The sequence below is a fragment of the Acidiphilium cryptum JF-5 genome (assembly GCF_000016725.1).
GTDB lineage: Bacteria > Pseudomonadota > Alphaproteobacteria > Acetobacterales > Acetobacteraceae > Acidiphilium > Acidiphilium multivorum.
In genome coordinates, this window is sequence record NC_009471.1 from 18,093 (window position 1) to 37,155 (window position 19,063).

Consider the following 19,063-nt stretch of genomic DNA (forward strand, 5'->3'; position numbering starts at 1 on the left):
GGTGCCGAGCCTCAATGCATAGGAGACGGGTCATGGGAAAGCATATCACTTTTATCGGGCTGGACGTGCACAAGGAGACGATCACGGTCGCGCTGGCGGAATCCGGCGGCCGCGATGACGTGCGCGAGTATGGCCGGATCGCGAACACCCCGGAGGCGCTGACGAGGGTGGTGACGAAGTTGCAGCGCGTGGGCGGGGAACTGCGATTTTGCTATGAAGCGGGTCCATGTGGCTACGGGATCCAGCGACAGCTGACGGCGGCCGGGCATGACTGCGTGGTGGTGGCGCCGTCGCTGATCCCTCGCAAGCCGGGGGAACGGATCAAGACGGATCGTCGGGATGCGGTGAACCTGGCCAGGCTGCATCGGGCGGGGGAATTAGACGGCGGTCTGGGTGCCGGATCCGGCGCATGAAGCGATCCGTGACCTGATCCGGACTCGATTGATGGCGGTGCGAGCACTACGGCAGGCGCGCCAGCAGCTGTCCGGCTTCCTGCTGCGTCATGGGCGACACTACAGTCGTCAAGCCTGGACGTTGATGCACCGGCGCTGGCTGTCGGGACTGCGCTTTGAGCAGCCCCTCCATCACATCGTCCTCGAGGACCTGATTGCCGCTGTCGAAGCGGCAACGGAACGGCGCGATCGGCTGACGCGACAAATCGAGGCGGCCGTACCGGCGTGGTCCCTGGCACCGGTGGCGAAGGCGCTGCAGGCATTGCGGGGTGTGGCGCTGGTAAACGCAGTGACCTTGGTCGCCGAGCTCGGCGATATCACCAGATTTGCCAGTCCGCGACAGCTGATGGCCTATCTCGGCTTGGTTCCCTCGGAACGGTCCAGTGGGCAAACCCGCCGGCAAGGTGGCATCACCAAGGCGGGCAACGGCGCCGCCCGGCGGATGTTGATCGAGGCGGCCTGGAGTTACCGACATCCCGCCCGGGTCAGCCGGGAATTGCTGTTGCGCCAGGAAGGATTGCCCCGGCCGATCCGCGAGATCGCCTGGAAGGCGCAGTTGCGCCTCTGTCGGCGTTATTGCCGCCTTACCCATACCGGCAAGCAGGCCAATGTCGTCACCACCGCGATTGCCCGCGAGTTGGCCGGCTTTATCTGGGCCATCGCACGGAAGGCCGAAATCGCGGCCGGCTGAACAATCGGATATTCGAAGCATACCCGGGAGGTGCCCACACTGATCAAACCCATCTGCAGCCGGGCAAGGCTGGAGGCGCGGTCACGGCCGGAGAACCCTCGCAGCCACTATCAGCCGGGACTTTCCGACGCTGGTTCCTAGACCGAGGCAGCTCCACGACGCATCAGGTCCTGCGGTTCCAATCCGCGTATCAGAGGATGATCTACCGTCGTTTCGGGATTGCGCCTCCAGCCTTACCCAGTCGCAGTCAAACCGAACCGCTTGCTTGCTCATCAGCAAGCAGAAGAAATCTCTTGCCTGCAGCTTGAAATGGCGAACATGAGAGAGTGGTTTGAATCGGTCAGCTGGTATGGCTTCGCCGGCGTCAAAACCAAGGCGGTCGCCGAGGAGCTGGCTGCGGCGATCGGTGAATATGGCGTGCTGGCCTGGTCGGAAGGCTCGAACACCGGCAACTCGGCGAAGGGCCTGGAGGCGGGCACCCGCTCGACCGGCCAGACCAAAACCTATCATGAGCTGAAACGCCAACTCATCCGCGCCGAGGAAATCATGCACGACATGCGGGACGATGAGCAGATCATCTTCCCGAAATCCGGCAGGCCGCTGCGCTGCGGCCGGGCCATCTATTTCCGGCGGCCTGAGATGGCCGCCCGTGTGGGCGAGAATCGGTTTGCTGGCAAAGCCGTCAAAGCAGCTGAATAGGAGCGGATAACGTACGATTAAAACGCGCGGCCGATCAGGATTTCGTCGGCCCGCGTCGTATAGCGGGGCGAAAGCTGCTGTTCCCTTGCCCGCCACGGCAGGGCGGTCCCTGTGATGCCATCCGCATCGTCTCTCGGCTGTCAACGTGCCGTGAATGCCAAGGCCGCCCCGGTGGTCGCACGCTCGCCGCCTTCGAGGCCGGCCCATGGGGCCAGAAATGCCCTGCTATCGGCCAGAGCTGGCGCCGGGTCTGGCGGGAAGTCATCCCGTTCTTTTCCTCCCCTGGCGAGGCCTGTCCGATCGTTTATGGCCCGAAGTAACGGAACGCTCCGCGGTGTAGCATAAGCGGACAAAGTGGGAACATCAGGCTGCGTGGGTGGTCGTGTCGTGGATTGGCCGGAGCGGCCGCAATCCGGCATGGTTTTCCGACGATTTCTGTTTGGCGCTCCAGATGTAGTCGCCGGTCAGGTTCACATGCTCCCAGCCGATCGGCGAGAGATGCCTGAGGAGGGTTCCGGGCACATCCTCGACCTGGCGTAGGGCCTGTATGGCTTGCGCGAGATAGCGTGTGTTCCAGAGGATGATAGCGGTGACCAGGAGGTTCAGGCCAGATGCTCGATGTGTCTGGTTCTCGAAGGTCCGGTCACGGATTTCGCCGAGCCGGTGAATGAAGACGGCGCGGGCCAGGCTGTTGCGGGCCTCGCCCTTGTTGAGTTCATGACTGCTTTCACGGCGCAGGCCCGGATCTTCCAGCCAGTCGAGGGTGAACAGCGTCCGCTCGAGACGGCCGAGTTCGCGCAGTGCCGCGGCGACGGCGTTCTGTCGTGGGTAGGCGGCGAGTTGCCGCAGGATCACCGACGCGGACACCGTGCCGGTGCGGATCGAGGTGGCGATCTTCAGGAGATCGGGCCAATGGGTGCGGATGAGATCGACGTTGATGCGGCCGGCGATCATCGGCGCGAGCGTCGGATAGGCTGCCGGTCTGGCAAAACTGTAGAGACGCCGGTCTTTCAGATCGGGAATTCTCGGCGCAAACACGTATCCAAGTAGGGCGCACAGGGCAAAGACATGATCCGACACCCCGCCGCCATCGGTATGGTGCCGGTGCTGACGTGGCGGCGCATCGCCGTGATGATCGAGCAGGCCGTCGAGGACATGCAGGGCTTCGCTGGCGGTTGCGGCGATCACCCTGGTATGGAACGGCGCGTAGCGATCGGAGAGATGGGTGTAGAATTTCAGACCCGGTTCGGGGCCATAGTGCGCATTGATCCGGCTCGCATCACGGCCAGAACCGCCGGCGCGGAAGAACTGCCCGTCCGAGGATGAGGCGGTTCCCGACCCGAAGAGAGCGGCGAGCGGCTCGCGGCTCTGGTGTTCGACCAGGCGGCGCAGCGCCAGGGCGTAGGTCTCGTCGCGGATGTGCCAGTCAGCGGTCCAGGCGAGCTGGCCCAGACTGGCGATGCTGCAAGCTTCGGCCATCCGGGTCAGGCCGAGATTGAGGCCATCGGCCAGCAGCCCCGCCATCAGAACCCGGGGGTCAGCGGCGGCTTCGCCGGTGCGCAGATGGGTGAAGCAATCCGGGAAGCCGGTCCAGCCGGCCACTTCCGTCAGCAGGTCAGTGATCCGGATGCGGGGCAGCGCGGCATAGAGCTTTGCTGCCAGCGCTTCGGCCTCGGGCGGAGTCGATTTTTCGATCGGTGTGATTCTCAGCACGCCCTTCTCGATCGTCACATCGGGAAGCAGCCCGCCCCGGGCACGGATGTCGATCTCGGCCAGCCGCGCATCCAGCCAGGTCCGCCTGGTCGCGATGAAGCGCTCGAAGTCGGTCTCGACAGCGACCGGAATGCTGGACTCTTTTTGCAGGACCTGAAATGTTTCCCTGGAGATCAGCCGCTCCTCGAAGGCCCGATATTGCCGGCTGCCGGCAACCCAGACATCGCCGGCAGCAAGGCGCTGACGCAATTCCGCCAGGACGCAGAGTTCGTAATAACGCCGGTCGATGCCGTGTGCCGTGAGGACATGACGCGCCCAGCGCGGCCGGACAAAGGCGGTCGGCGCTGACTTGGGCAGCGTCGAGGCTCCCGCGCTGTTCATGGCGCGCAGCATGGCGATCGCGCGCATCAACGACGCCGCGGCGGGAACACCCTGAAACTCGAAAGTGGCCAGAAACGCCGGCGCCCAGCGCCGAATGCCGGCATAATGTTCGCTCAGCACCTCGTAGGGATCGAAATCTTCCGAACGAACCAGAGTTTCCGCTTCCATAACGGTCGAGCAGAACCGGTCCCAGGGTATCACCTTGTCAATCGCCGCGAAGGGATCGCCCTGGCCGGCGCGCGCGGCCATCAGGGCGGCGCCGATCCTCGCATAAAGCCGGACCTTCTCGTTGATCGCCCGGCCTTCGGCCTGGAACGCCCGGGCATGTCGGCCTTCCGCCTTGCGGAACATCGCGCCGATCAGCCGTTCGAACAGAGTGATCGCCTGATCCGTCAGGCGGGCCGACAGATCGAGATCGATCGCGGTGAGCACGGCATGCCGGCGCCGGCGCTCGTAGCCAGCAACATGCTGCACCGTGGTCCGGCCGGCCTCGCGAACGAGCTGGGCGAGCCGGGATTGATTGATCCGGCGACCGCGCGCCGGATCAATGCCGATTGCCCGGATGTGCTCCAACCGCTCGATCACCCCGAGCATGGATGCCGGCTTTGCCGATTCCGGGATCTGGCGCAGCCAGGCCAGCCAGCTCTGGCTGGTGTCCAGACGCCGCTCCGTCAACGCATCCAGCCGACGCCGCTGATCGGCGGACAGACCCTCGGTCAGCAGACGCTCGATTTCCCGGCGCGCGCGGTATCGAACCTCGATGCAGAGCCGCTCGAGCTGCGCCGGGCGAGGTAGAAGAACCCCGCGACCGCGGCACTCTTCCAGCACCAAAGCCGCCAGATCGACCAGCCGGTCGGTTTCCAGTGCATGCGCCAGCAGCCAGTCGGCAAGGTCTGCCGCCACGCGCGGCCCCCATGGCCGCAACCCGAGGCGATCCTGCAAAGCCGCTGAATGCCGGCGTCGATTTTGATCCACCCTCAGATAAGCACCGAGGGAATCCGGCAAGACGTCGATCTGTGTGGCGACGAACGAGACCAGGGCAGGATCGGGTATCTCGCCGGCATGGAGCGGCCGGCCGGGATACCGCAGGTAACAGAGCATGAGAGCCAGACCGAGACGATGGTGATCGCCCCGACCGCGCCGGATCATTGCAAGATCAGTAACAGACAGCGTGTAGTGACGAATTATGCCGCGTCGATCAGTCGGCGGGTCGAACAGCTGTGCGATCTGTTCCCCGGTCAATATCCGTCGATGACCCACTGGTCCCTCCCTCCTGCCTGTTGAGGATAGGAGACCAGCCGATCCGTGCCAGAGAGTCGACCAGCGTACTCCGCGAAATGCCGAAAGTGCGGCAGACCGACGCTTTCGTGGCACCAGCGTCCAGCGCCGCGATCACCGCCGCCAGCTTCTCGGCATCGATCGCCACCGGTCGGCCACCACGCCTGCCGCGCCGACGGGCGGCCGCCAGACCTGCCTGCACACGCTCCTGGATCAGCGAACGCTCGAACTGCGCCAGAGCGCCAAAAACATGAAACAGGAATTCCCCCTGCGGCGTCGTGGTGTCCATCTGCTCGGTCAGCGACCGGAAGCCAACGCCACGAGCCCTGAGGCTGTTCACCGTCTCCAGAAGATGCGGCAGCGACCGGCCGAGCCGGTCCAGCTTCCAGACCACAAGGCAATCGCCGGATTTCAGATAGGCCAGTGCCGCAGCGAGACCCGGCCGATCGCGCCGGCTGCCCCCGGCACGATCCTCGAACAGATGCCGCTCATCGACCCCGGCACCGAGCAGGGCATCGCGTTGCAGGTCGAGCACCTGTCGGTCATTGTCGGTCGAGACGCGCATGTAGCCGATCAGCATGTACGGAAATCCCCTTCGAGACGGTTTCCGTATACCATACCATTCCGACGGTGTTTTCCGTACATGATTCGGCAGGAAATCCGGGATTTTTCGGCGGGTCTCGGACCACCGACGGAAAACATGTGTTTTCCGTCATCGCGCGATCCCGGCCTCAGAACCGCGCTCTCCGCTCAAACCCACAGAAAACCTCGATCCCAACCAGTCAACGTTCCCACTTTGTCCGCTTATGCTACAGCCTAGGGCGTTTCGTTACTTCAGGCCTTTATGCAACGAACGCCATAGCGGTCTCCTGTGTATCACCTGAACGTTACGCGATTTTGGCCTCCGTAATTGAAGCGTAACACACGACGGCTCGCATAGCCTCTAGTGATTTCCACGAGCTGCCCAGGTTTGAATTCCCAATCAGGACTTACCCAGGACAACGAGCTTTCCATGACAACATCAGCAGCACTTCCGCCCGTAGAAAATACCGTCTCCGAAGCGCTCAACCAGGTTGTATTTAGTCCGTTCCATTTGCGAGCCATTTTTGCGGCGGGAATGGGATTTTTTGCCTCTGCCTACGACCTGTTCATCATCGGCACGGCTCTGACCCTGATCAAGGGCGAATGGCATTTGTCGCCCGGATCGGTTGCGCTGATCGGCTCGATTTCGCTGGCCGCCACCTTTGTCGGCGCCTTCATGTTCGGGCGTACCGCGGATATTTTTGGTCGCAAGTCGATCTATGGCCTGGAAGCGCTCCTGATGACGGCGGGCGCTCTCCTCTCGGCGTTCGCACCCAATGTCACCATTCTTTTGATTGCGCGAGTGATCCTCGGATTCGGTATCGGTGGTGACTATCCGCTTTCCGCCGTTTTGATGAGCGAGTATTCCAACACGAAATCACGCGGCCGCATGGTCAGCCTCGTGTTTTCCACCCAGGCTGCCGGCCTGGTGGTTGGTCCGGCGATCGCGCTCACTCTGCTAGCAGCCGGCATCGATCACGACATCGCATGGCGCATCATGCTCGGCCTCGGCGCTCTACCGGCAGCAATGGTGATCTATATTCGACGCACCCTGCCAGAAAGCCCGCGATGGCTTGCCAGGGTGAAAGGGGACGGTACGCGCGCTGCGCGGGAACTCGCTTCGTTCAGCTTGGGAACTGCGACGTCCGCAGGGCGCGACAAGGTGGTGAAACAGCCATTCAGCCGCTATTTGCTCGTTTTTCTGGGAACGGCCGGCACGTGGTTCGTGTTCGACTATGCCTATTATGGCAACACGATTTCGACGCCCATGATCATGCAGCAGATCGCACCGCATGCAGACCTGCTGATGAGCACGGCAATGAGCCTGATTATCTTCGCGGCGGCGGCGGTGCCCGGTTACATCCTCGCGATCCTGACGGTTGATCGGATTGGCCATAAGCGACTGCAACTGATTGGTTTCGCGGGCATGGGATTGATGTTTCTGATCATCGGACTGTTTCCGATGCTGATTTCAACCGTTGGACTATTCCTGATTATCTATGGTCTGTCCTATTTTTTCGCCGAATTCGGTCCGAATACGACTACATTTTTGCTCTCCAGCGAGGTCTTTCCGGTCAACATACGGACCACCGGCCACGGCGCATCGGCGGGAGTAGCGAAAGTGGGTGCGTTCATCGGCGCATTTATCTTCCCGATCCTGATCACAGATTTTGGGCTTTATGGCACGTTGCGCATCACTTTTCTCTTCTCGATGGTAGGACTGGTGTTGACGGCCGTATGCCTGCGCGAGCCGGCCGGTCTCAGTCTGGAGGCTGTGAGTAATGAGACCACGGACGAGGTCGCCATGTCACCGATGATGGCGAGGGCATCATCGACGTGAACCAGTATTAAGTAGTCGTTAAATGGGAACAGAAATTTTGCTGCCTTGACCAGCAACGGGGCTGACACGCCGGATACCGAAGCGCGACCGCTGGCGATCGACTGTCGGTACGATAACCGAAATATCGGCGGTGTTGCCGGGGCCATATGTCCGTGCAGATCGCCTTGCGCTCTTGGTCGATAACAAGATTAAATGCCGGCTGTGCGACCTTCAGCCTGCAGTATTTCGTAGTGGGTCGTATATTTGGCCAATAATCAAATATATGTGTTTTTTATCATTGTAATATGTGTGACTTTTTATTGTCATCAAATTCATGATTTTTTTTGATATCGGTCCCGTGGGCAGGAAATTTTTTAGAAAATTCCTGCACGTAAAACATAACTGGCACGGAGATACCGAATGTATAACGTCATGGAGCCCTACATTCACAGACGTCACAAGAAACTTATGAGACCAACGTCGTACAAACATATAATTTTTTTACTCGGAACAACTGCTATGGCGACGTTGCCTTTTAGCCATACTGCATCCGCACAGACTGTAAGTTCTGGAGGTGGTACTGTTGTCAATGCGGGCGAGGTAACCGCATCCTCAGGGGCATTGAATACGTTACTTAAACTACCCACAAAAAGAGAGATATTCAACTCGACTCAATCAATTAAAGTGGTAGGCAAAAAGCAGATCAAGGCATTGGGGCCGGCTGCCGGTGCGGCTCAAGCGCTAGCAGTGGCGCCCGGAGTAAGCATTGAAGCTGATGGCACGAGTGGTTCCCCGAGGGCGGGTATCAGTATCAATGGCATGAAAACAGGGTGGGGGAATATCGCCGGCAATTCCAATGATGGGACTGTCATGGTTACTTTCGATGGTGTGCCAATGGTCGATCCGGCATACGGTGTCTGGCAGGCTTCAGAGATTCCTAATCTTTCTTTTATCAAGGGCCTATCTGTCACTTACGGTCCGGGATACCCTATTAATCGCTGGTACGATAACATCGGTGGTGGCCTAAATTTTGTACCGATTGAACCAACGGCCAAGGCGCGGGCCGATATCGGTGGTTACTTCGGGTCATACGGCGCGCGTGGCACCAATTTTTCTTTTGATACTGGCGAACACGACGGTTGGTCAGCCGTATTTGCCGGAACTATCGGCAGAAGTGGAAATTATTTAAGTGGCTATGGATTTAACAATCCATCAAATAATTATGCGTATTATGCAAAGATAATCAAGAAATTCCCTGGGGGTCGGATTAGTATTGGCGGATTTGCATCCAGGGCTTCTGCCTACAGACCTGTTCCAATCCCAGTATCGCCAAATTCGCAGGTTACTATCAATGGCGACAATCCTATAACAGGGAATTCATACCCAGGACCAATTTATTCTCAGCAGACTACAGGTTTTTACAATACATTACCTAAATCTATATATTATAAAAGAATCCCAATAAGAACATATCTCATATATTCAAAGTTTTTTGATAAATTAGACTCAACAACATCGTTTCATAACATTTTATTTTACAGATACGGAGAAAGAATACACGAGCACTATGATAACTATGGACAGAGTAACAATGTACTTATACAATATTTCAATGCTCACAGCCAAACATTTGGTGATAAAGCCTATTTCACATTTAAATTACCATACAATACGGTTTCATTAGGCGGATATGCCGTATATAATAAATTTAATTCATTCTTAGATTATTATAATCCAAACAATCCAGCTGTGTATGATTCGGGGCCGAATGCAGGGCAGCCTGTTCTTATTAACGGTATTCCAGTTAACTATAGCCTTGTTGTTCCGCATAATTATCACAACTCGTATTTGTATGAGACCGATCTTGCTGCTTTTGCACAGGATGTGATTCGGCCGACTAAAAATATTAGGCTGACGCCTGGCTTGAGCGTTGTTTCAATGCATACTGATTTTGTTAATAATTCACTTGCTGCTTTTCCATATAATACTACTACTGGACTAGATTCTTTTGTTGGTGTCAATGGGGATCGTAGGCCTAATTCGTCGACAAACTTTGTTGAATTTGAACCATCTATAGGCGCGAACTATAAAATCAACAAAAATATTGCTCTTTATGCCAACTATTCTACCGCTTATAAAGGGGTTGGCGGGGCTAGTGGCACATATGCGCATTTTGTTGCCACGACATTAAAGCCACAGAAATCTAATCAATATCAATTTGGAATAAAAGTATTGATTCCGAACGCTCCCTATCTTCATCACGCCATATTTAGTGCAAACTATTATCATCTAAATGATCTAAACCAAATTATCCCCATCCCAATCGCGAATCAAAATTATAGACGTTTTGCATCAGGCTCATCTGTGTTCCATGGCTTCAATTTATATTTTCAAGATGATCCACAATATAATATACACGTATATGCAAATGCCAGCTTCGAAAGTGCAAATTACGCTAATTATGTGACTGGAGGTCAGAGTTATAATGGATTGCCTATCTCAAATGTCCCTTGGGTGACATTCAATGGTGGTCTTTACTATTCTTTTTTCAAATCAAATATTCTATATCAGCCAAGGATTTGGTACCAGTACACCGGAAGTCAGGATATATATAATAATAATACTGGCCTGCCCACGCGAAATAAGCTTGGCGGGTACGGCATTCTTAATCTTGGAATGAAGGTTGCCTTGGCTACATCAAAGGTAAAATTTGTTCATGCCGTCGACTTTAATCTCGATCTTCTCAATGTTCTGAATAATAAATATAATTCTTTCGAATATTATTCTGGCGGTGGCTACTATGGTATTCCGGGTCAACTTTTGGCTGAACCTGGTGCGCCGTTTACTGCTTATGGAAGCTTAAATGTAAAATTTCGGTGAGAATAAGAGTAATAATAGAGGCGGACAACTTCCGCCTCTATTTAAATTAATGATATGATGTTTTTACGTGAGGTATGCTTGTGTCTTATGATTATATCGTTCATCTCGCAAATTATTCGGACGGTGTGCTTTATGTGCTCGCTGGTCTTTTCGTCATCGCAGTAGCGGTGATCATCGACCGGATGTGGTATCTTCGCCGGGCGATCTTGCGGGGCGGTTCGATCGTCAGGCGGATGGCGGCCATGGGCCGGGTGAACGAGCAGGATCTTGCAGCGTTGCGCGATTTTGCCGGCCGCATGCCCGAAGGGCTGCTGCTCGACACCGCCCTGAATCATATGAATGACGCCGACCACGCCGGCATGAACAGCCGCATGGATGAGGCGATCATGCTGGTTGCGCCCCGGCTCGACCGCCGGATGTGGGTGCTGGATACGATCGTCACCCTCGCCCCGCTGCTCGGCCTGTTCGGCACGATCATCGGGATGTTCCACGCCTTCTCGATCCTCGCCACGCCCGGCCACGCGCCGGCAGAGGTGACCGGCGGCGTCGCCGATGCACTGGTTGCAACGGCGTGCGGCATCTTTATCGCCATGATCGGCCTCGCGACCTTCAACATGCTGCAGAACCAGGTCCGGCTGATCATTCACCAGCTTGAGACGATCCGCACCATGGTGCTGAATCGTACCGACGGCGCGCCAGTCGTCGTTCCGAAGCCGATGGATAATACCAAATCCTGTGGGGAGTGACTCACGATAGTGCTTCCGCGACGCGGGGACGCTGTGAGTCAAACTGGTGTTCCTTGGGAGGTTCACCATGCCGCGCGCGATATCCCTTCGTACTGATTTTGATGCTGCCACCCTTCGCCGCCAGGCGCGGCGCAGCCGGGAGGCGGCTCTGGCCCGGCGGTTGTTGGCTCTTGCCGCGATCTACGACGGCGGCACGCGCTCGGAGGCGGCGCGGCTGGGCCACGTCACACTGCAGATTGTGAGGGACTGGGTGATCCGGTTCAATGCTGATGGGCCAGATGGGTTGCGCGACCGCAAGGCGCCAGGACCGACGCCGCAGCTGACGGCAGTGTCCTGAATTTCGTGTGTGAGTGGCATAGTGGGTAGAAAGGAAGACCCATGAAGTGGACCCTGCGTTGAGGACCATGGACCTGGGAAATTAAGTTGGAATTGGCGCCGCACTGATCTCCATGAAACTCAAGCTGCCTTTTGCTGCTGTTGCGGCTGTGGGTATGTGGGCGACGCGGTAGCGTCGTCCGAGCTCGCCTGGAGGGCGAGCGTCATATCCACAGCCATCGGCGGCAGCGCACCGATCATTGCCGGCAGTGTCCTGAATTTCGTGTGTGAGTGGCATAGTGGGTAGAAAGGAAGACCCATATGGCACGACGGAGAGCGCCGGCGATCCCGGACGATTTGCTGGACCAGCTGCTGGCTGGGGGTGACGCGGCGGCAGGCTAATGTCTGCGCTTGTGGTGGAAATTGTCTGACTGCCGTGCGTTGGATTGGCGCCGGAGGTCGGCGTAGCCGGCCGGAGGGGCCGATCCAACGCATGAGCCTGGGTTTAGGTGGCCATCGGATCGAGCGGCTACGGTGGAGTTGCGAAGCTTCACCCGAACCCGAGAGGACCCGATGACCGACGACAGACTACCCTTGGCTGAATTGCTGGCGAAAGCCGGCGATGGAGATTTCCTGCGCAGTGTGGCGGAGGCCGTAGTGCAACTGCTTATGGAGGCCGACGTGGAAGGCCTGATCGGCGCCGGGCGCCATGAGCGCACTGGTGAGCGGACGACCTACCGCAACGGTTACCGCGATCGCTCCCTCGACACCCGGCTCGGCAATCTGCAACTGCGCATTCCCAAGCTGCGGCAGGGCTCTTACTTTCCGCCCTTCCTCGAGCCTAGGAAGACGTCCGAGAAGGCCCTGGTCGCGGTGATCCAGGAAGCCTGGGTTGGCGGCGTCTCCACCCGACGCGTCGACGACCTGGTGCAGGCCATGGGGCTGAGTGGCATAGGCAAGAGCACGGTGAGCAAGCTGTGCAAGGATATCGACGAGCGGGTGAACGCCTTCCTCGAGCGCCCGCTGACCGGTGACTGGCCGTATCTTTGGCTCGACGCCACCTACCTCAAGCAGCGCGAGGGAGGGCGCATCGTCTCGGTGGCTGCGATAATCGCCGTGGCCGCTAACACCGAAGGCAAGCGCGAGATCGTCGGGCTGCACATCGGCCCCAGCGAGGCCGAGACCTTCTGGGCTGCCTTCCTCAAGAGCTTGGTGCGCCGCGGTCTGCGTCAGGTAAAGCTGGTCATCTCCGACGCGCACGAGGGCCTCAAGTCCGCAATCCGCCGCGTCATGGGCGCGTCCTGGCAACGATGCCGCGTTCACTGGATGCGCAATGCCCTGGCCTATGTCGGCAAGGGCCAGCAGAGCATGGTCTCGGCGGCGCTCCGCCAAGCCTTCATTCAGCCTGACCGTGCCGGCGCTAGCCAGACGCTACGCCACACCGCCGACCAGTTCCGCGCCAAATGGCCCAAGCTCGCCGCATTTATCGATGATAGCGAGGTCGATGTCCTCGCCCACATGGACTTCCCCGTGCAACACAGGGTCAAGATCCACTCTACCAACCCGATCGAACGCCTGAACAAGGAGGTCAAGCGGCGCGCTGATGTCGTCGGCATCTTTCCAAACGAAGCCGCCATCATCAGGCTCGTGGGCGCCGTGCTCCTCGAGCAGAATGACGAGTGGCAAACACAAAATCGCTACATGCAGACCGAGCCAATGGCCGAACTTACACCGCCCGCAATCGACGTATTTCCACCCCAGATCGCCACCGCAGCCGAATGATCCTTGGTCACCTTAAACCATCTATAATTTCCACCACGTTGACGGACGTGACCCGGCGGCAGCGCTGAATTCCGGGGATCTGGTGAACGCGCTGAAGAAGGCCCTGGCGGAGCGGGCCCTGAGCGCGGAGATGGATTACCATCTGAGTGACGAAGCGGAGGCGGAGAACAGCCGCAACGGCTATGGCCGCAAGTCGGTGTCGACCGGCACGGGGAAGATCGAGATTGCGATCCCGCGAGACCGTGCGGGCAGCTTTGATCCGCAGCTGATCGCCAAATACCAGCGCCGGTTTCCAGGCTTCGATGACAAGATCATCTCGATGTATGCGCGGGGGATGAGCACCCGGGAGATCGCGGAACATCTGCGCGAGATCTACGGCATGGATGCCTCGGCGGAGCTGATCAGCACGATCACCGATGCGGTGCTGGACGAGGTGACATCCTGGCAGCAGCGTCCGCTGGACCCGGTCTATCCGCTGGTATTCTTCGATGCCATCAGGGTGAAGATCCGCGACGAGGGCGTGGTCCGCAACAAGGCGATCCATATCGCGCTGGGGGTTATGGCCGACGGGACGAAGGTCGTACTCGGGATGTGGATCGAGCAGAACGAAGGCGCCAAATTCTGGCTGCGGGTGATGAACGAACTGAAGAACCGCGGCGTCGAGGACATCCTGCTGGCGGTGGTCGATGGCCTCAAGGGGTTCCCGGAGGCGATCACGGCCGTCTTTCCCGAGACGATCGTGCAGACCTGCATCGTCCATCTGCTCCGGAATTCGATGGATTTCGTGTCCTACAAGGACCGCAAGGCGGTCGCCACCGCGCTCAAGGACATATACCGGGCCGTTGATGCCGGGGCCGCCGAGGCCGCTCTCGCCGATTTCGAGGCCGGTCCATGGGGCCAGAAATACCCTGCCATCGGCCAGAGCTGGCGCCGGGTGTGGCAGGAAGTCATCCCGTTCTTTTCCTTCCCCGGCGAGGTCCGTCGGATCATTTATACAACGAACGCCATAGAAGCTTTGAATTCCAAGCTGCGCCGGGCCATCCGCGCGCGCGGCCATTTCCCCAGCGATGAGGCCGCGGCCAAGCTGCTCTATCTGATCCTGAACCGATCCGAAAAAGACTGGGTGATGCCACCTCGAGAATGGGCTATGGCAAAGGCTCAGTTCGCCCTCATCTTCGGCGATCGCTTCGTAAGGGCCCTGGCGGCCTGATGTTCAACCGCCGCCCATACACGGGTTCGCGGTCATGGGGCATGCGTGAGGAAAGATCGGCTGTTTGCCGATGGATTTTTGATGCGGATTTGGGGCGTGTGCCTAAGCGGCGACCTGTGTGTGCCTCGGCTCAGTAACCGATAGAAGCTTCTTTGGCGTTGATATTCCGAGGTTTTTCAGGATCTCGGCGGCTTCCGGGCGGATTTTTGTCCGTTGAACAATAGTCCGGCCCTCGACCTGGTAGCGGACGGCTTTCAGGCCGGCGAGGCTGTGGGCGATGCGCGCCCAGGGCAGGGAACAGCGAAGCTCCGCGGCCCGTTGCATCTGCAGGGCCAGCACGCAGAGCCGGACATGCGCCTCGATCCGGCGCGGGCTCCAGTGGAACATGGGCCGGACCTCGAGCCCGGTCTGCTTCATCCGCCGGAAGCAGGCTTCGATGATCGCCCCACCTTTGTAGCCGAGAGCGACGTCCTCGGCGGACAGGGTGTCGTCGTTGGTGATCACGACGAACTTGCCGTCGAAGCGGGCGGCATGGGCGATCTTTCCGGAATCCAGATGCGGCCTGCCGGCGTCATCCGTGCTCAGGTAGCGGCCGTAGCGGCGCGAGGTGAGCAGCGCGCAGGCGGCCCTGGGATGATCGGCATCTCGGGCGGCGAGCAGCGCCAGTTCGGCGCGCAGGCTGGCCAGGACCTCGTCGCGATGCCGGCGCTGCCGCTCGGCTTCCTCGGGGTTCAGGCAAAGGACATAACGCTTGCGCCGTTCACCGTCGCCGACCACGACTTCCTTGACCTGCAGATTATCGGCAACCTTCCGATAGCGCCCCCGTCGGGTCAGAACCGCCTCGTCCACATCGCGCAGCCGGCGCATCGGCACCGCCAGGATGTAGCGGCCCAGCCCCTTGCTCAGCGCCGCCAGATTGTCGGCCGAATACATGCCGGCGTCGCCGACGAACAGGCAGCGCCCGAGGTTCCAGGCGCGCAGATCCTCCTTGATCCGCGCCACCGTCGCGACATCGGCGGTATCGCCGGGCAGCACCCAGGAGCGCACCGGCATGCCGTCCCGTGTCACCGCCATCGCGATGATCACCTGCGGCTGATTGTCGCGTCCCTCCTTGCTGTGGCCACGCCGGCGCAGCGGCGCGAACAGCCGCCCGCCCCAGACCTGTTCGGTCTCGTCGGCCATGTCGATCTCGAAATACGCCGTCGTGGTGTCGTAGAAGATCAGATCGACATCAAGGCGGAACAGGTGGCACTGTCAGGAATTCCGTGTATGGGCGGCGGTTGAACATCAGGCCGCCAGGGCCCTTACGAAGCGATCGCCGAAGATGAGGGCGAACTGAGCCTTTGCCATAGCCCATTCTCGAGGTGGCATCACCCACTCTTTTTCGGATCGGTTCAGGATCAGATAGAGCAGCTTGGCCGCGGCCTCATCGCTGGGGAAATGGCCGCGCGCGCGGATGGCCCGGCGCAGCTTGGAATTCAAAGCTTCTATGGCGTTCGTTGTATAAATGATCCGACGGACCTCGCCGGGGAAGGAAAAGAACGGGATGACTTCCTGCCACACCCGGCGCCAGCTCTGGCCGATGGCAGGGTATTTCTGGCCCCATGGACCGGCCTCGAAATCGGCGAGAGCGGCCTCGGCGGCCCCGGCATCAACGGCCCGGTATATGTCCTTGAGCGCGGTGGCGACCGCCTTGCGGTCCTTGTAGGACACGAAATCCATCGAATTCCGGAGCAGATGGACGATGCAGGTCTGCACGATCGTCTCGGGAAAGACGGCCGTGATCGCCTCCGGGAACCCCTTGAGGCCATCGACCACCGCCAGCAGGATGTCCTCGACGCCGCGGTTCTTCAGTTCGTTCATCACCCGCAGCCAGAATTTGGCGCCTTCGTTCTGCTCGATCCACATCCCGAGTACGACCTTCGTCCCGTCGGCCATAACCCCCAGCGCGATATGGATCGCCTTGTTGCGGACCACGCCCTCGTCGCGGATCTTCACCCTGATGGCATCGAAGAATACCAGCGGATAGACCGGGTCCAGCGGACGCTGCTGCCAGGATGTCACCTCGTCCAGCACCGCATCGGTGATCGTGCTGATCAGCTCCGCCGAGGCATCCATGCCGTAGATCTCGCGCAGATGTTCCGCGATCTCCCGGGTGCTCATCCCCCGCGCATACATCGAGATGATCTTGTCATCGAAGCCTGGAAACCGGCGCTGGTATTTGGCGATCAGCTGCGGATCAAAGCTGCCCGCACGGTCTCGTGGGATCGCAATCTCGATCTTCCCCGTGCCGGTCGACACCGACTTGCGGCCATAGCCGTTGCGGCTGTTCTCCGCCTCCGCTTCGTCACTCAGATGGTAATCCATCTCCGCGCTCAGGGCCCGCTCCGCCAGGGCTTTCTTCAGCGCGTTCACCAGATCCCCGGAATTCAGCGCTGCCGCCGCGTCACCCCCAGCCAGAAGCTGGTCCAGCAATTCGTCCGGGATCGCCGGTGCTTTCCGTCGTGCCATATGGGTCTTCCTTTCTACCCACTATGCCACTCACACACGAAATTCAGGACACTGCCGCAAGACCCAGCGGCGCATCGTCGCCGCCTGGATCGGCACCGCCTTCGCCCAGAACGACGCCGAAGCCGCCCGCAAGCAATGGCGAGACGTCGCCGATCAGGCCCGGCCACGCGTCCCAAAACTCGCCGCCCTGATGGACGACGCCGAGGCCGATGTTCTCGCCTACATGAACTTTCCCGCCCAGCATCGTGCCAAATTACACAGCACAAACCCGCTCGAGCGGCTCAACGGCGAAATCAAGCGCCGCAGCGATGTCGTCGGGATCTTCCCTAACGAGGCCGCCGTCGTCCGCCTCATCGGCGCCCTGCTCCTCGAGCAACACGACGAATGGGCCGTTCAGCGCGCCCGATACATGACACTGGAAACCATCGCTCCCTTGGGCGATACTCCCACGGTCAGCCTGCCCACAATCGCAGCCTGACAGAGCAGCCAACCCTGCTCAGAAAACCCGTTCCTACACCACGCCTCGGGGCACGATCCTGTGGATATGACGCTCGCCCTCCAGGCGAGCTTGGACGACGCTATCGCGTCGACCACATCTCCACAGCCACAACAGCAGCAAAAGGCAGCTTGATTTTCATGGAGATCAGAACGGCGCTACTTCCAACTTAATTTCCCCAGTCCCTGGTCCTCATCACGGGGGCCAGCTCAGTATCGACACAAGATAATCCCGTATTCGTCAAGAGCCGTCAGGATAACATGACCACAATGATACGCCGAGTGATTGCCGCGTCAAAAAATGTGCCCGAATGGACGCTATTTCTGGCGTTTTTACTGCCTATTGGTGTTGGGTTGATCCAGCGGTTTAGTCGCCCGAACCACTGGTTTCGAGATTACGATGCTGTCTCATGCGCGGCATCACGGATCGCGCAGCATTCTGAACTGTATGTTCACACAACTCATTGCATCCTGCGCAAACCGACGCCGTATGTCTATCCACCATATCTAGCGTCCCTGTGGTCGGCGTTGCAGCATTCAACAGGAATCAGCGGGGCTACCGCGCTCTACGGTGGATTATACTATTTCTTGCTAATCTACATTCTACGAATCCTCATTACCGGCCGCTCAGTCGGCGGCCAAGGTTGGCTGCGCGCCTGTTTGTTGACGGTGATAGGTGCAGACATTTTCATCTGTGGAAATATTGCGGTGATCGTGCATTGCACGCTCGCACTGTGTGCTGTTTTATTCTGGGAAATACCGATTGTGCTGGTTGCTGGCATTATCTGTGCGGCAGCGATCAAGCCAATATTTCTGGTTTATAACGCAGTGTTTCTCCTGCATCCTATGCGGTGGCGTCAAAAGATTTTCTATACCGGGTTGGCGACCGCGGGTGGTATCCTGCCATTTGTCGCCTTCATGAAATTGTCGCCGCATCTTTTTACGCATGACATGGCGCTGATACGATATTACGCGCTGATAAATGATCGTGGCGCCGGTTTTTTGAACCTGATGAGTTTGATTGGTCTGCGGCAATTCAGCGCAGACATGGCGACACTGTATGTTATTGGCGTAGCCATTTTGCTTTCTAGTGCCATATATATTTGTCGTGTCGCACAGGCACGGGCAAATCAACGGATATGGATTGGCATTACCGTTTCGATATTATCTGATCCGCGGCTGATGTTTTATGATGTACTGACGCTGGCCCCTGGAATTGTGAGCCTTGTCGGGTTGTCGGCCCGCTTGGGCCGGTCAGCGGAGCGGGTTGGTGGCGGCCTCGTCGTCGCATTATGTATCGCGTGTGCTGTTCTCAACTCCCGAGGCGGACAATATGGACTCTATGTTTTTGTTCCGGCTGCGTATGTGCTGATCATTGCACTGGCGGGTGGGTTTTTGGTGGAAAGCTGGCGATCACGGGAACAGAGTATTAAGGGGATACCTGGATGATTACGGCAGCCTGCATCGCCTCGGCCTCTCACGCCTATGGCATTCCGCGAGCGTCAATAA

General features: G+C 58.6%; 11 protein-coding genes and 5 pseudogenes. 11 read left to right on the forward strand and 5 right to left on the reverse strand.

The window, feature by feature from the left end; genetic code table 11:
* Window positions 1-32: 32 nt before the first annotated feature.
* Both ACRY_RS02290 and ACRY_RS02295 read left to right on the forward strand, forming a co-directional pair.
* Window positions 33-1,143 (forward strand): annotated as a pseudogene (locus ACRY_RS02290) (IS110 family transposase).
* A gap of 309 nt (window positions 1,144-1,452) precedes the next feature.
* Window positions 1,453-1,842 (forward strand): type IV secretory system conjugative DNA transfer family protein, encoded by a 390-nt coding sequence (locus ACRY_RS02295; protein WP_011930863.1) that lies wholly within the window; start codon window positions 1,453-1,455, stop codon window positions 1,840-1,842.
* 17 nt (window positions 1,843-1,859) lie between these two features.
* Here the strand turns inward: ACRY_RS02295 and ACRY_RS18780 are convergent, their stop codons facing one another.
* Complete coding sequence (locus tag ACRY_RS18780) at window positions 1,860-1,958, reverse strand: DUF4113 domain-containing protein (RefSeq protein ID WP_331271360.1); 99 nt, start codon at window positions 1,956-1,958, stop codon at window positions 1,860-1,862.
* Between the two features lie 60 nt (window positions 1,959-2,018).
* Between ACRY_RS18780 and ACRY_RS20555 the strand changes: the two are divergent.
* Window positions 2,019-2,150, forward strand: a pseudogene (locus tag ACRY_RS20555) (IS256 family transposase); the annotation flags it as partial.
* Window positions 2,151-2,205: 55 nt separating this feature from the next.
* On the opposite strand, the gene ACRY_RS02300 reads toward ACRY_RS20555, so the two are convergent.
* Together ACRY_RS02300 and ACRY_RS02305 are read right to left on the reverse strand one after the other, a co-directional pair.
* Window positions 2,206-5,196 (reverse strand): Tn3 family transposase, encoded by a 2,991-nt coding sequence (locus ACRY_RS02300; protein WP_011930768.1) that lies wholly within the window; start codon window positions 5,194-5,196, stop codon window positions 2,206-2,208.
* Window positions 5,135-5,794, reverse strand: coding sequence for a recombinase family protein (locus tag ACRY_RS02305; RefSeq protein WP_011930769.1), 660 nt, complete (start codon window positions 5,792-5,794; stop codon window positions 5,135-5,137). The genes ACRY_RS02300 and ACRY_RS02305 overlap by 62 nt, the downstream gene beginning before the upstream one ends.
* Before the next feature lie 432 nt (window positions 5,795-6,226).
* On the opposite strand from ACRY_RS02305, the gene ACRY_RS02310 reads away from it, so the two are divergent.
* The 6 genes and pseudogenes from ACRY_RS02310 (at window position 6,227) to ACRY_RS02330 (ending at window position 14,548) form a co-directional block, all read left to right on the forward strand.
* Window positions 6,227-7,636 (forward strand): MFS transporter, encoded by a 1,410-nt coding sequence (locus tag ACRY_RS02310; protein WP_011930864.1) that lies wholly within the window; start codon window positions 6,227-6,229, stop codon window positions 7,634-7,636.
* A gap of 498 nt (window positions 7,637-8,134) precedes the next feature.
* Window positions 8,135-10,495, forward strand: a complete 2,361-nt coding sequence (locus ACRY_RS18785) for a TonB-dependent receptor (RefSeq protein ID WP_231295232.1) — start codon at window positions 8,135-8,137, stop codon at window positions 10,493-10,495.
* A gap of 74 nt (window positions 10,496-10,569) precedes the next feature.
* Window positions 10,570-11,241: a MotA/TolQ/ExbB proton channel family protein gene (locus tag ACRY_RS02315; protein WP_419465241.1), complete on the forward strand. Its 672-nt coding sequence runs from the start codon at window positions 10,570-10,572 to the stop codon at window positions 11,239-11,241.
* A gap of 67 nt (window positions 11,242-11,308) precedes the next feature.
* A pseudogene (locus ACRY_RS02320) lies at window positions 11,309-11,566 on the forward strand (helix-turn-helix domain-containing protein); the annotation flags it as partial.
* A gap of 563 nt (window positions 11,567-12,129) precedes the next feature.
* A complete protein-coding gene (locus ACRY_RS02325) occupies window positions 12,130-13,338 on the forward strand; it encodes an IS256 family transposase (protein ID WP_011930832.1) in 1,209 nt (402 codons plus the stop codon).
* 19 nt (window positions 13,339-13,357) lie between these two features.
* The gene (locus tag ACRY_RS02330) at window positions 13,358-14,548 is read left to right on the forward strand and encodes an IS256 family transposase (protein WP_043508988.1); all 1,191 of its coding nucleotides are present in this window, start codon (window positions 13,358-13,360) and stop codon (window positions 14,546-14,548) included.
* A gap of 102 nt (window positions 14,549-14,650) precedes the next feature.
* Here ACRY_RS02330 and ACRY_RS02335 read toward each other — a convergent pair.
* Window positions 14,651-15,793, reverse strand: a pseudogene (locus tag ACRY_RS02335) (IS1634 family transposase); the annotation flags it as partial.
* A 42-nt stretch (window positions 15,794-15,835) separates the two neighbouring features.
* A complete protein-coding gene (locus tag ACRY_RS02340; RefSeq protein ID WP_011930870.1) occupies window positions 15,836-17,059 on the reverse strand; it encodes an IS256 family transposase in 1,224 nt (407 codons plus the stop codon).
* On the opposite strand from ACRY_RS02340, the pseudogene ACRY_RS02345 reads away from it, so the two are divergent.
* A pseudogene (locus ACRY_RS02345) lies at window positions 17,055-17,537 on the forward strand (transposase); the annotation flags it as partial. The gene ACRY_RS02340 and the pseudogene ACRY_RS02345 sit on opposite strands and share 5 nt — an antisense overlap.
* Window positions 17,538-17,815: 278 nt before the next feature.
* On the forward strand, window positions 17,816-19,003 hold the full coding sequence (locus ACRY_RS18795; protein WP_011930872.1) for a hypothetical protein: 1,188 nt from the start codon (window positions 17,816-17,818) through the stop codon (window positions 19,001-19,003).
* The last annotated feature ends 60 nt before the right edge of the window (window positions 19,004-19,063 follow it).

What these genes read in the sequence shown, in the direction of transcription:
- ACRY_RS18785 (WP_231295232.1), top strand. Translation starts at nt 8,135, where the DNA reads ATGGCGACGTTGCCTTTTAGCCATACTGCATCCGCACAGACTGTAAGT.
- ACRY_RS02310 (WP_011930864.1), top strand. Translation starts at nt 6,227, where the DNA reads ATGACAACATCAGCAGCACTTCCGCCCGTAGAAAATACCGTCTCCGAA.
- ACRY_RS02315 (WP_419465241.1), top strand. Translation starts at nt 10,570, where the DNA reads ATGCTTGTGTCTTATGATTATATCGTTCATCTCGCAAATTATTCGGAC.
- ACRY_RS18795 (WP_011930872.1), top strand. Translation starts at nt 17,816, where the DNA reads ATGACCACAATGATACGCCGAGTGATTGCCGCGTCAAAAAATGTGCCC.
- ACRY_RS02325 (WP_011930832.1), top strand. Translation starts at nt 12,130, where the DNA reads ATGACCGACGACAGACTACCCTTGGCTGAATTGCTGGCGAAAGCCGGC.
- ACRY_RS02305 (WP_011930769.1), bottom strand. Translation starts at nt 5,794, where the DNA reads ATGCTGATCGGCTACATGCGCGTCTCGACCGACAATGACCGACAGGTG.
- ACRY_RS02295 (WP_011930863.1), top strand. Translation starts at nt 1,453, where the DNA reads ATGGCGAACATGAGAGAGTGGTTTGAATCGGTCAGCTGGTATGGCTTC.
- ACRY_RS02340 (WP_011930870.1), bottom strand. Translation starts at nt 17,059, where the DNA reads ATGGCACGACGGAAAGCACCGGCGATCCCGGACGAATTGCTGGACCAG.